This window comes from Roseibium algae, from assembly GCF_037783265.1.
Classification (GTDB): Bacteria; Pseudomonadota; Alphaproteobacteria; order Rhizobiales; family Stappiaceae; genus Roseibium; species Roseibium algae.
In genome coordinates, this window is the sequence record NZ_JBAKIA010000012.1 from 116,015 (window position 1) to 129,011 (window position 12,997).

Below are 12,997 nucleotides of genomic sequence, written 5' to 3' on the forward strand. Positions count from 1 at the left end.
CACTCAGTGGCCGCCTTTTTTTCGTCTGGCTATTCCGCCCTATCAAGCATCGTCGACGCAAACCTGCTTCTGGGTTCCCAGGTTGGCAATGCCCAATTCGACCACATCACCCGCCTTCAGATAGACCGGCGGCTTCTGCCCGAGGCCAACGCCTGGAGGTGTGCCGGTGGAAATGATGTCGCCCGGCTCAAGCGTGAAGAACTGCGACAGGTAGGAGATCAGGAACTTGACCCCATATACCATCGTGTTGGTTGAGCCATCCTGAAAGCGTTTGCCGTTGACATCAAGCCACATATGCATGTCCTGCGGGTCGCCAGCTTCATCTGGCGTCACCAGCCAAGGACCGGTTGGGCCGAAGTTGTCGGAGGATTTGCCCTTGGACCACTGGCCGCAGCGCTCGGCCTGAAAAGCGCGCTCTGAAACGTCATTGATGACGCAATAGCCGGCAACATGGTCGAGAGCATCTGCTTCGGAGACATACTTGGCCTTCTTACCGATGACAAACCCGAGTTCGACTTCCCAATCGGTCTTTTCAGAGTGTCGCGGGATGATGATCGGATCGTTAGGCCCACAAATCGCTGAGGTATATTTGGCGAAAATAATAGGCTCAGGCGGCACTTCCATACCACTTTCTGCTGCATGATCAGAATAGTTGAGACCGATACAAATGAACTTGCGGGTCCCACCAACGCAAGGTCCGAGACGCGGGTTGCCGTCGACGATTGGCAGTTTGGCAACATCAACCGATTTCAGATCATCCAGATTGGCCAAAACATCCCCAGCCAGATCAGGCACAACGCTCGACAGGTCGCGGATGTTGCCGTCATTGTCCAGAAGACCCGGCTTTTCGGAGCCACTTTCGCCAAAACGCAAAAACTTCATGAAATTATTCCTCGAGAGTAGAGATCAGGCGGTCCAGCCGCCATCGATAACGTGTTCTGTGCCGGTCGTGAAGGCGCTTTCGTCGGACGCGAGGTATGCGACCAGAGCAGCGATCTCTTCCGGACGACCAATCCGGCCCATAGGCTGGCGCGAAATAAACTGCTGCAGTGCGCCTTCATAATCGCCAGTGTCGCGCAGCCTCTGATGCAGGCTTGGACTTTCCACTGTGCCTGGGCAGATGGAATTACACCGAATGCCCTTTGTGACATAATCAGCTGCAATTGAACGTGTGAGACCTGCTACCGCTGCCTTGGAAGCAGAATAGATACAGCGGTTCACAGGCCCCGTGATTGGCCCTGCCACCGACGACATGTTGATGATCGAGCCCTTACCCGCTTCGATCATGCCCGGCAGAAACGCGCGGATCATGCGGAACTGGGCTTTGACGTTCAGATCAAAGGCGAAATCCCATTCGTCTTCCGATGCATCAGCCACTGTTCCGGCATGAACGATACCTGCACAATTGAACAAAATGTCGACGGATCCAAGATCGGCGGCAAGGGCGGAAATCGCGTCCTTGTCGAGCACATTCAACACCCGTGTTTCAATACCGGGCTTGCCGTCCAGTTCCTTGAGCAAGTCGGCGTTGATGTCGGTCGCGATGACCCGCGCGCCTTCTTCGCCCATACGCAGGGCCGACGCCTGGCCAATTCCCTGTGCCGCAGCTGTGACCAGTGCGGTTTTTCCTTCAAGTCGCTTCATCTTGTTTTCCTTGGCATTTTCAAGCCGCCGAGCGAGGTAGGCAGGCCGGTCCGATTGGCTCAAACGATTTATAGGTCAGGATGAACTCCCGGTGGCCCAGTTCTTCCGATTTGGTCTGCTGCCCTGCGGCAACGGCAACCACGAGATCACGGATTTCCTGACCGATCTGCTGAAGCGTGGCCGTGCCTTCAATGATGGCACCAGCATTCACGTCCATATCTTCAGCCAAATTGCGATAAGTATCCGGATTCGCGCAGATTTTTATCACGGGTGAGATTGCTGATCCAACAACCGATCCCCGTCCTGTGACGAAAAGTGTCAAATGAGCGCCGGACGCAATCATTTCTACGATTTCCGCGTTGTCTGAAATGTTCGGAAAGCCGAAGCGGACTTCGCCGTCTGGCACCACATCCATAAGATAAAGCCCGCCGGTTGGCGGCACATCGCCCGGCTTGATCAAGCCGACAATCTGGCTATCGCCGGATTTTACGTAAGCGCCGAGGGATTTTTCCTCGATGGTCGACAGACCGCCCGTGGCATTGCCCGCCGCAAAGGATCCATATCCAAGCGTGTCATAATAACGCGCAGCCTTGGCGACAGAGGCGCGCAGTTCATCAGCTAGTTCTGGTGTCGCAGCGCGGTTCGCCATGATCTCTTCACAGCCAATCAGTTCGCCGGTTTCTTCGAAGATGCAGGCAGCGCCCTCACCGACCAGCAAGTCAAACGCCTTGCCTGCCGCCGGATTGCCGGAAATGCCGGACGTGCCATCAGAGCCGCCGCAGATCGTGCCAATGATCAGCTCGGACACATCCATCGGCACCCGTTTAGCTGCAGGCACCTCGGCCAAGGCTTCACGCACCCACTCACGCCCAGCCTGAACGGTGGATTTCGTACCGCCGTTTTTCTGGATCACCAGAGTTTTGACCGGTCGATCGGTGTCGGCAACAGCCGATGTGGCCCGAACCTTGTCGAAACTCTCACAGCCAAGCGAGACAAACAAAACCGCACCGACATTGGGATGGGTGCAGATTTTCTCCATCATCGATTGGGCATATTCATTGGGGAAACAGCCCGGAAAGCCGATCAACTGGACATCTTCATCTGGAAAGCCTGCGACGATCTTTGAGGCGACAAAATGTGCGCATTCGACCAGATAGGCCACGACCACCGTGTTGCGAATGCCCTTGCGCCCGTCAGAGCGCAAATATCCAAGGATCTCGGTCATTGGGGGTCTTCCTTTGCCGTTTCCGTGTGGTCGCCGCCGTTCGCATCCTGCAGCGAATAGGTTGGCGTATAGGCCGAGCGGATATTGTGAACATGAACATGATCGCCGCGCGCGATGTCACATGTCGCAGCGCCAATGGGCATGCCGTACTTAAAAACCATCTCGCCGTCCAGAATATCCCGGCGGGCAATCTTGTGAGCGAGCGGAATATCCGCGGCGAGCGTCACGTCCGCCTGCTCAACCGTGATCGCGGAGCCCGCTCCAACGTGACGCATGGCGACCAACACATTGTCTTTGTCTGACAGCAAAATGAAATCAGCACTCATGCGACCGCTCCTTCGCTGCGCATCTCGACCATATAGATATGATCAGCAACCAGAACCACCTCGTCCGTCTGGTTGAACACGGTCAAGCGCTCAAGAACACGGCCGTAGCCCGGACGTTTCTCCATCACTTCCTTGGCGGTGATTTCAACGGCAGAGCGGATCGTGTCGTTGATGAACACAGGCTTGATGAAGCGCATTCGGTCATAACCATAGGAGAAGGCCACCGGATTGATAATGGTTGCCGTCAAGCCAACGCCGATGGTGAAGACCATTGTGCCATGGGCAATGCGCTGGCCAAACGGCAACGTCTTGCAGAACTCGGCATCCAGATGATGGGGAAAGAAATCACCTGAATGGCCCGCATGGACGACAAAATCCGTTTCTGTAATGGTGCGCCCCACCGTTTTGCGGGCATCGCCCACTTCGTAGTCTTCAAAATATTTGGTTTGCTCAAGCATCTTTTAAGTCCTCTTGGCCAAAGGCGTCGCGGGCGATGCACTGCTTTGGTACGCAGCTTCAACCAAGGCCATGGTGTTCCAGGCGTCAGCAACGGCCCCTTCGAGCAAAGTGTCTTCCCCTGCGGCGAAACGTTGAACTTGTGTCATGCGGCCGACAAAAGCCTCGATGAACCAGTTGCCGATCAGCGGCACCTCTACCCAGTCATCACAGCCCTTGGGATAAATCCACAATTCGTCCGGCTCGCCCTTTGGATAATCCAGATTGACGCCGAGTTTCATGTAGGCAGCGCCTTCGGTGCCACCGATACGGAATTCGCAGGCCTGATATTTGCGGCCAAAGCTGTGATTGTGATTGATTGAAAGGCTGCAACGCACCTGATCGCCATAATCCAGAATGGCAGACGTCCGCGTCTGGGAGATCTTCGAGGACGGATGCCCCAATGTCTTGGCGTGAACGCCCTTTGGGTCACCCAGAATATCCCGAACCGTGTCCAGATAGTGGATCGAGTGCAACAGGATCTCGACCCTTGGCAGATCCGCCAGGAACTCCCAAAGATGCCAGGGCGTATCCAGCGCGAGCCAGGCGTCAAAATCAACCACCTCGCCCAGCAGACCCTTTGAAATCGCGTCTTTCAACGCAAGCGTCATCGGGGCAAAGCGAAGCTGGAAATTGACTGCCGCCTGGATATTGCGCGCCTCGCAAATGTCGAGAATACGGCTCGCCTCTGACAGATCTGAGCCCATCGGCTTCTGGATCAGCGCAATTGCCCCTTCTGGCAGGCTTTCCAAAATGCCCGGAATGGCCACCGGTGGCACGGCCAGGTCAAAAATCGCGCCCTCGACGGCGACCGCGTCCTCAACCGAGGCGAAAGCCATCGTCCCGAATTTTGCGGCCAACCTCTGCGCCTTACCCGCATCCGGATCAAAGATGCCGGCAACCTCAAATCCGGCCTGACGATAGGCAGGCAGATGGGCATCTGGCACAATAGAACCTGCACCGAAAATGACGATGCTCCGGTAGCTGGACGGTGGTGTGATGCGCTGACGCAGGCTTGCCGGGTCAAATCCGGTCTCGCCGGTTTGGTCACTCATGATGAAACACCTCTTCCATCTCCGCCCACCATTCGCCATCCTTACGTGTGTCGAGCGGACGCTGCAGGGGCATACAGACATCCCACCAGCGCTGGGTCTCCGGGTCCGCTGCCATCTTCGCCATGTCCGCATGAAAGTCGGTGCCATGGTATTCAAAATAGGAGAACAGCAGGTTTTCCGGCTCTTTCAGGAAAATCGAATAATTGCGGATGTTGCAGCTGGAGATCTGCTTCAGCACAGTCGGCCAGACATCGGCATGCAGCTGCTTGTATTCAGCAATTGCCGCCACATCCAGGCCTACAACGCTTGCCTTGCGGTCCATCAGATAGCTCCCTTCGTGAATGTTGCAGACTGCCCATCGACACGGCGCGACGTCAGAGCGTCTTCGTCCCATTCAATGCCAAGCCCCGGAGCGACCGAGGCGATGGCATGGCCATTTTCGATTTGCATTGGCCCAGCGATTTCATCGAGTTGAGGGATATATTCAAGCCAGGGCGCATTGGGCACGGCGCACACGAGGCTAACGTGCAGCTCCATCAGGAAATGCGGGCAAATGGCGATGTTATGCGCCTCGGCCATATGGGCCACCTTCAGCCAGGGCGTGATGCCGCCAACCCGTGCCACATCTGCCTGAACAATGCCGCAAGCGCCTGCTGCCACATAATCCCCAAATTGCCCGGGTGAATAGAGGCTTTCCCCAACAGCGACAGGAACCCGGCACTGGGCGGATAGCCGGGCGTGTCCGGCAATATCATCAGCTGGCAGCGGTTCTTCGAACCAGGCAATGTCCAGCTCTTCCAGCATCGGCGCATAACGTAGAGCCTTGGCCGCCGTCATCGACTGATTGGCATCGGTCATGATCTCGTAACTTGGCCCAACAGCATCTCGCACGCGCTCAAGGCGTGCACGATCCTCAGCCAGATGCGGCTTGCCGATCTTGACCTTGCTGCCGGAAAATCCCTTGGCCTGCGCCGCCAAAGCGTCCTCGGCAAGGGCCTCAGGTTCAATCTGCAGCCAACCGCCTTCGGTGGTGTAAAGCGGTACGCTGCGTTTGGCGCCGCCCGCCAGCCGGGACAAGGACAGTCCGGTCTTCTTGCCGCGCAGATCCCAAAGCGCTGTATCTATCGCAGCAAGAGCCAGCGACATGATCGGTCCCACAGCAGTCGCATGGCTGGAGAACAAAAGATCACGCCAGATCGCCTCGATCTCGTCCGCTTCACGGCCCAGCAGCTGAGGCACCAATGTGCGCTCCAGCAACGACATGATCGCCGGACCGCCATCACCAATGGTGTAGCTGTAGCCTGTGCCAATGGCGCCATCGCTGTCCGTAATGCGAACGAATGGCGTTTCCTGGCTCTTGAACGACTGAATTGCATCCGTTCTTTGAACCTTGGGCACCAGGTCCAGCATAAAGATCTGCACATGTTCGATCATAGCCATGGCTTAGCCTCTCAGGTTATGCATCTCGAAGGGCCCGACCACTCTCGGCGTCAAACAGGTGACACTTGTCGAGCGTGATTTGAAATTTCATCGTTTCACCAGCTTCCACTGGTCGCGGATTGAACATCTTGGCCTGAATTTCAGTGCCTGAGATCTCACCGAACAGGATCGTCTCTGTACCAAGCGGCTCTGAAATGCTGACCGTCATGTCGAGCTCCGCCATATGGTCTTCCGGCGGCAGCGCATGACCAACCGGCATGATGTTGTCAGCCCTGATACCGAACTGCACTCGCTGGCCTTCGTCAGCGTGATAGCGGGTTGGTATCGGCAAGGAGGTTCCATCGCTGAACACCACCTTCCCTGCCTTGACCACCCCGTCGATGAGGTTCATTGGCGGCGACCCGATGAACGTTGCAACGAATGTGTTGACCGGATTGGTGAACACATCCAGCGGCGTGCCCTGCTGTTCGATGTGGCCATTGCGCATGATCACAATCCGGTCAGCCAGCGTCATCGCCTCGACCTGATCATGGGTTACATAGATGATGGTCGTCTTGATCTTGCGGTGAAGCTTCTTGATCTCCACACGCATCTGTGTGCGCAGCTTGGCATCCAGATTGGACAGCGGCTCATCAAACAGGAAGACATCGGGATGGCGCACGATGGCACGGCCCATGGCAACACGCTGTCTCTGACCGCCAGACAATGCGCCGGGTTTGCGATCCATCAACGGGGTCAAGGACAGGATGTTGGCCGCTTCATCGACTGCTGCGTCAATTTCAGCCGCACTTTTGCCTGCGATCTTGAGCGAAAACCCCAGGTTCTCCCGCACGCTCATATGCGGATACAGCGCATAGTTCTGGAACACCATGGATATGTTGCGCGCCCGTGGCGGCAGATCATTGACCACGCGGTCGCCGATCCAAATGTTGCCGCCGCTGATGCCTTCAAGGCCAGCGATCATCCGCAGCGTTGTTGATTTGCCACAACCAGACGGTCCGACAAGCACAACAAATTCATTGTGCGCAATATCCAGATCGATGCCGTGAACGACTTCAAGCGAGCCGTATTTCTTGACGACTTTTTCGAGGTGAACTTCAGCCATTATTCTATCCCTTTACGCCGCCAAAGGTCAGACCAGCGATCAGATGCTTCTGGACCAGGAAGGTCAGGATCAGCGCGGGAATGATCATGAGAACGGCCAGGGCGCACATGCCACCCCAGTTCAAAGTGAATTCGGAAGTGAAATCGAGCAGGCCCACGGGCATGGTTTTCGATGTCACCGACCGTGTCAGTTGCGAGGCAAGCGCATATTCATTCCAGGAGGTCAGGAAGGCGAAGATTCCGGCGCTGGCAATGCCTGCCTTGGCGACCGGAAACTCAACCTTCCAGAAAGCCTGCCAGCGGGTGCAGCCGTCAATTTCGGCAGCTTCCGCCAGCTCCTTGGGCACTTGCCGGAAGAAACCGTCAATCAGCCAGACAGTGAAAGGCACATTCATCGCCACATAGGTGATGATCATGCCAAAATGCGTGTCGATGATGCCGATCCGGGCATAAACAATAAACAACGGCAGAGACAGCGCTACACCAGGCACAGCCCGCGTCACCATAAGGCCGATGAAGATGGCCGACTTACCCCGGAACCGGTAGCGCGCGAAGGCATAGCCACCGGCCATCCCGACCAGCAGAGCGATGATCGTGGACGTCACGGAAATGATCAAGGAATTTCGGAAGTAAGTCAGCACCGGAACACCGCCCTCGCCAATCCCGCCGAACATGGCCCTGTAGTGATCAAGATTCAATTCGTTGGGGATCCAGACTGGCGGTTTGGCCATGATCTCGACGGTCGGACGGAAGGAGTTGAGGACAATCCAGAGGCCCGGTGTGCAGATGATCATCATTGCAACGAAGAGCGTCAGAAGATGGGCGATTTTAAGTGCGTTCGCCTGCAGACGGTGGGAGCGGTTCTCATCCATGATCAGCCTCCCATGCCGAGTTCGTTGCGCGCTGTGGTCAGCTTGCGGAAGAAATAGACTGTGAAGAAGATAGCCAGGAAAATGGACGTGTAGCCCATGGCATTGGCGTAACCCATCTTGGCATCGACGTAGCCCGTTCGGCCGATCAGCGTCCAGATCAGCTCGGTCCGGCGCGCCGGTCCACCATTGGTCATGATCTGTACGATGTCATAGGCTCGGGCCACATCAAGCGACCGGATCGCCATGGCGATATAGATGAAAGGCATGATGAAAGGCAATGTGATGTGCCGGAACGTCTGCCAGCTGGTACAGCCGTCAACTTTTGCGGCCTCCAGGGGATCCTTGGGAATAGCGTATAGCCCGGCCAGGATCAGAATTGCGAAGACACTGGTCGAGGTCCATACTTCGGCAAAGATGATCGAGAACATCGCCAGCTTGCCATCGACAAGCCAGGGAATGGCTTGTTCCGTCAAACCGAGACTTTGCAACGCATTGTTCACCAGCCCTACATTGTCGTTGAAGATGAACTTGAACTGGAAGCCGACCAGGATCGGCGAGAACATCATTGGGAACATCATCATGGTGCGAAGGGTTCGTTGACCACGTGTCACCTTGGAAACCAAAAGCGCCAGACCCAGGCCGAGCAGCATTTCCGTATTCAGCGCGATGGTGAGCAACAGAACCGTACGGCCGAAAGCAGCCCAGAACTTCGCGTCGGTCAGCGCCTTTTCATAATTATAGGTGCCAACCCAGCGATACAGGCTGTCAGGCCGGGTCAATCGGTAGGCTGTAAAACTCGAATACAGCGACAGGATCAGGGGCAGCAAGACCACCGCCATCAAGACGATAATCGCCGGCAGGAGCAAAACCAGCCAGGGTGGCAGTTTGATACGGCGCATAATGAACTTTCGATAGGCGTTTGGGTGCCGGAGCGGCGCGTGCGCCGCTCCGAACTTGAGAAGAAAGACCGAGGCTTAGTAGACCCCGTTTTCCTGCATCATTTCGTCAACTTCGTCCGATGCATCGGCAAGCGCTTCCTCAGCCGTCTTGTCACCAAGAATGGCTGCCTGAAGCTCTGGATAGATCAGGTTCGTCGCTTCTATCCAGTAAGGCGTTGCTGGCACGGCGAAAGCAGTTGCAGCTGTTTCCTTGAACGCGGCGAGAACTTCAGCGCGGTAAGGATCGCCCTTGGCCTGTTCGGAGACATAGTCCCAGACCGCCGTGCGGGTCGGCAATGGACCAGCAGAGCTTTCCAGCTTCTGGCTGTCTTCATTGGTCAGGAAGTTCACCAGCGATGCTGCTGCTTCCTTGTTGGCGCAATCTTCAGTCACCGAGAAACCGTGGAACCCGGACCAGCCGGTACGTGCGCCAGAAGAGCCTTTTGGAGCCGGTGCTACGCCGACATTTCCAGCAACCTTGGAAGCAGATGGATCATTGAAGAACCCGGCCCAGCCCGGCCAATCCAGATTGAGTGCGACTGTGCCGGAGGCAAAGCCGTTGCCCAAATCATCCCAAAGGTAGTTGGTTGTGCCTGCCGGAACAGCGCCTGCCTTGTAGAGATTGACGAACCAGTTCAGCGCCCGAACGCCTTCTTCGGAATTGAAGGCTGGCGAGAAATCATCATTGAACAACTTGCCGCCTTCAGCCACCACCATCTCATAATAACGGCCAACGATGGCTTCGTCCTTACCGGCATATTGAGTGCCGTAGAAGTTGGGTGGATCAGCAAAGAATGTAGCCTGATCAGTGACCTGCTGCCAGGTTTCAGGAACCGCCAGATCATAGCCGTATTCGGCCTTGAACTTGGTCTTGTTCTCTTCATTCTCATAAAGATCTTTTTGATAATACAGCGCCGACACATCGAATTGCGCGCGTGGCAACATCACAAGCTTGCCATTGAGGGTTGCAGCCTTAAGGTTTGCCCCAACGAAACCGGCGATATCTTCTGCAGGCACCAAGCCGTTCAGATCCGTGTAAAGCGTCGGATACTGAGAGGCGAAAGACGAATGGTTCGAGCCCACGCACCATCCTGTCGTGCCAGCTGCGACATCGGATTTGAATTCCTTGTCGAGCTCAAAGTGGTTCTTTTTGGAGATGATGCTGACTTTTGCACCCGTCGCTTTTTCCCATTCAGGAATGCGCGCATAAAGTGCTTCGTACTGCTGGCCACCGATCAGCTTTGCTTCAAGGGTGACGCCGTCGAACTCGCCTGCCATCGCTGTCGAAGCGCAGACAAGGCCGAGCACCAGCGCAGAGGCGCCGTGAGCAAGATGTTTCATGATTTTCCTCCCAATTTGCGTCGCCCGCTCCGCTGGAATCCGATGTGGCAAGCTTTCTCACCGATCTTTGAATTTTATATTCGGAACGAACTTTTATATCTAAACTTGACAGTCAATGAGTGTCAAGTTCAACTCCCCTCAAATTACAAGTCGCACTGCTTGGTCGCTTATCTGGCCAGACCACCCGGGAGACACCGAAATGCTGATCGATACACATTTACACCTGATCGACAGAAACCGGCTTGAGTACCCATGGCTGTCTGACGTCCCACCGCTCAACCAGGACTGGACCTACCAAGCCTACCACCAAGTCGCTCGCAGAGTGGGAATCTCGGCAACCCTGCATATGGAAGTGGACGTCGCACCAGCGCAAATTCCGGCGGAAACTACGATGGTCGCAGAATTAATGACCGCACAAGACAGCCTTATCCGAGGGGCCATCGCCAGTGGCAGGCCGGAGAAACCTGGCTTTCAAGACTATCTGGAAGGTCTCGACCGCAGCGTTGTCAAAGGACTGCGCCGGGTCTTGCATGTAATGCCTGACGACCTGTCGCAATCAGCCCTGTTCAGGGACAACATCCGGGCGCTTGAAGCCGCAAACCTGCCGTTCGACATCTGCGTGCTTGCATCACAGCTTGGTCTTGCTGCTGATCTAGCGGATGCTGCGCCCGGGGTCAGTTTTGTGCTTGATCACTGCGGCGTTCCGGACATTGCAGACGGCGGCTTTGATGCCTGGGCAACAGAGATTTCAGAGATATCGAAGCGCTCCAATGTCAACGTCAAGATCTCCGGCCTCGTCGCCTATACCGGCGGCACCTGGGGCCTAGACACAATACGACCCTATGTGGAGCATGTGATCGGGAGTTTCGGTTGGAAGCGTGTCGTGTGGGGATCTGACAGTCCAGTCTGCACCCTTGGCGGCAATCTGGAAACATGGGTCGCGACAACTTACGCGCTTCTGGAAGGCTGCAGCGCTGATGAGCGTGAGGCTTTCATGTCAAAGAATGCCAAGCGCATTTGGCAGATTGATGTCTGATGTCCTGCTGTGGAGCATCTCACGTCAGGGATAGAAGCGCTTCGCAGACGTCAACCGGGTCATAGTAGGGGTCTGCGGTCTGGCTGATCAGATTTAACCGAGCCACCGAAATTCCGCGCGAGTTGAGGTCAGCTTCGTTCACATCGGTTTCACCAGCGCTCCGGTCAATCAGAACCAGATTTAGCAAATGCGAATCCGGGCGATCCTCGCCCGCATCCCTCTTCAGATACTGAAGCAGGATCTCGATCCGCTGCTGGACGCTATAGCCAATTGCTTCCGGGTCAGCCCCAAGACTTGGCACGAACACTTTGGGAACCGTTGTGTTCGCGATAGCCTTGCCAACACCATCAGCCAGGAGATTGGCCAGCAGGCTGGAATAGAAGCTGCCGGGAGGATAGCAAATCAGATCGGAGGCCCCGATGAGCTTCCGATTGCGCTTGCTCAGCTTCGCTGTCACCGGAGCCCGTTTGCTGGCCGAGCTGTTCAGATACAGACGACGGACGGGTGACGGGATCGGCGCATGTTCCTTGCCAGTCAACAGATGTTGGCCAATGATCGACTGGCCGTTTTCAAGATCAACACCCAGATGCAGATTTTCAGCCACGATGGAGCGGACAATGCCCTGAACACCAACGAGTTTGGAGACAAGGAAGATGATCGGCTCCAGCTCCTCATTCTGGTTTAGATAACCACCCGCCAGAATCAAATTGCCGATGCTGGCACCGCGTAGATCAAACTCCTTCGGTTTGGCCTCATGAAACACGCCCAACTGATGGGTGATCAGCGTGCGCATCGGGCGTTCAATCGCCTTCACCAACGGATGGGTTCCAGCCACCATGGCCTCCAGCTCCGTGGTCAGCACTTTCTTCGTCGCAGTTTTCTTGAACCGATGAGTGAAGAGACGAAAAATGTCAGGATGACCCAAAACACTTTCATCCGCCAAAGCCATAAGACGACTGCGCAAATCACCGATTGCCGGCATGTCGAACGCCTGCCGCAATGCTTGAGAGCTGCCGCCTGAATCGAACGGTGTGACCAGATGAACCGAATTGTGAGTGTAAGCCTTCAGTGCATTGGCAATTCCATTCAGCGCTGTACCGCCACTGAAGAAAAGCAATCTCGGGCCAAGACCTGGATTGCGTTTATATCGACCGACACGAAGAGCATCAGGAAAGGTAACACTTCTGGAAATCGTGATATCGGGCACTTGGTCATGATCTCGCAATAGACGCTGAATAAAGTTCAAAAGCGGGTCGAAACACAGAACAGTTCTTTTGTCTTCAAATGCAAGATTGCCTTGTCATTATCAAGACAATGCTTCCCCATGGCTTCAGTATCATTGGTTCCTGCCACTTTGTCTTATCCTTATGCAAAGCGTTTTCCAAACATCGGTGGATTTAGCAGCAAAACTCCAGTTACCAGCTCAATACTATTCAGGATGAGGCAAAATAGCTTCAATGACGAATCGCCGGTATGAGCAATGTTGAAAGTCTCCAGCAATCAGCAAGGAAAACAGCAAAG

Annotated in this window: 14 protein-coding genes; 1 reads left to right on the forward strand and 13 read right to left on the reverse strand. The window is 55.4% G+C overall.

Annotated elements, in window-relative coordinates:
• Positions 1-42: 42 nt before the first annotated feature.
• The 12 genes from V6575_RS16440 to V6575_RS16495 all read right to left on the reverse strand — a co-directional run bounded on the left by V6575_RS16440 (position 43) and on the right by V6575_RS16495 (position 10,440).
• On the reverse strand, positions 43-882 hold the full coding sequence (locus V6575_RS16440) for a fumarylacetoacetate hydrolase family protein (protein ID WP_340275867.1): 840 nt from the start codon (positions 880-882) through the stop codon (positions 43-45).
• 24 nt (positions 883-906) lie between these two features.
• Positions 907-1,644 carry an SDR family oxidoreductase gene (locus V6575_RS16445; RefSeq protein WP_340275868.1) on the reverse strand — a complete coding sequence of 246 codons (738 nt, stop codon included), beginning with the start codon at positions 1,642-1,644 and terminating at the stop codon, positions 907-909.
• Between the two features lie 19 nt (positions 1,645-1,663).
• Positions 1,664-2,869 carry a UxaA family hydrolase gene (locus V6575_RS16450; protein WP_340275870.1) on the reverse strand — a complete coding sequence of 402 codons (1,206 nt, stop codon included), beginning with the start codon at positions 2,867-2,869 and terminating at the stop codon, positions 1,664-1,666.
• Positions 2,866-3,195, reverse strand: a complete 330-nt coding sequence (locus V6575_RS16455; protein ID WP_340275872.1) for a UxaA family hydrolase — start codon at positions 3,193-3,195, stop codon at positions 2,866-2,868. The genes V6575_RS16450 and V6575_RS16455 overlap by 4 nt, the downstream gene beginning before the upstream one ends.
• A complete protein-coding gene (locus V6575_RS16460) occupies positions 3,192-3,653 on the reverse strand; it encodes a MaoC family dehydratase (RefSeq protein ID WP_340275874.1) in 462 nt (153 codons plus the stop codon). Before V6575_RS16460 ends, V6575_RS16455 begins: the two co-directional genes overlap by 4 nt.
• A 3-nt stretch (positions 3,654-3,656) precedes the next feature.
• Positions 3,657-4,745: a Gfo/Idh/MocA family protein gene (locus V6575_RS16465; RefSeq protein WP_340275875.1), complete on the reverse strand. Its 1,089-nt coding sequence runs from the start codon at positions 4,743-4,745 to the stop codon at positions 3,657-3,659.
• Positions 4,738-5,067, reverse strand: a complete 330-nt coding sequence (locus V6575_RS16470) for an L-rhamnose mutarotase (RefSeq protein WP_340275877.1) — start codon at positions 5,065-5,067, stop codon at positions 4,738-4,740. Before V6575_RS16470 ends, V6575_RS16465 begins: the two co-directional genes overlap by 8 nt.
• Complete coding sequence (locus V6575_RS16475; protein WP_340275878.1) at positions 5,067-6,185, reverse strand: mandelate racemase/muconate lactonizing enzyme family protein; 1,119 nt, start codon at positions 6,183-6,185, stop codon at positions 5,067-5,069. The genes V6575_RS16470 and V6575_RS16475 overlap by 1 nt, the downstream gene beginning before the upstream one ends.
• Positions 6,186-6,201: 16 nt before the next feature.
• On the reverse strand, positions 6,202-7,290 hold the full coding sequence (locus V6575_RS16480; RefSeq protein ID WP_340275880.1) for an ABC transporter ATP-binding protein: 1,089 nt from the start codon (positions 7,288-7,290) through the stop codon (positions 6,202-6,204).
• A gap of 4 nt (positions 7,291-7,294) precedes the next feature.
• Positions 7,295-8,161, reverse strand: coding sequence for a carbohydrate ABC transporter permease (locus V6575_RS16485; protein ID WP_340275882.1), 867 nt, complete (start codon positions 8,159-8,161; stop codon positions 7,295-7,297).
• Between the two features lie 2 nt (positions 8,162-8,163).
• Positions 8,164-9,060: a carbohydrate ABC transporter permease gene (locus tag V6575_RS16490; protein ID WP_422785591.1), complete on the reverse strand. Its 897-nt coding sequence runs from the start codon at positions 9,058-9,060 to the stop codon at positions 8,164-8,166.
• A gap of 75 nt (positions 9,061-9,135) precedes the next feature.
• On the reverse strand, positions 9,136-10,440 hold the full coding sequence (locus tag V6575_RS16495) for an ABC transporter substrate-binding protein (RefSeq protein ID WP_340275884.1): 1,305 nt from the start codon (positions 10,438-10,440) through the stop codon (positions 9,136-9,138).
• Between the two features lie 199 nt (positions 10,441-10,639).
• Here V6575_RS16495 and V6575_RS16500 point away from each other — a divergent pair, with 199 nt between their 5' ends.
• Entirely contained in the window at positions 10,640-11,476 is an 837-nt protein-coding gene (locus tag V6575_RS16500; RefSeq protein ID WP_340275886.1) for an amidohydrolase family protein, read from the forward strand.
• A 19-nt stretch (positions 11,477-11,495) separates the two neighbouring features.
• Here the strand turns inward: V6575_RS16500 and V6575_RS16505 are convergent, their stop codons facing one another.
• Positions 11,496-12,683, reverse strand: coding sequence for a GAK system CofD-like protein (locus V6575_RS16505; RefSeq protein WP_340275888.1), 1,188 nt, complete (start codon positions 12,681-12,683; stop codon positions 11,496-11,498).
• Between the last annotated feature and the right edge of the window lie 314 nt (positions 12,684-12,997).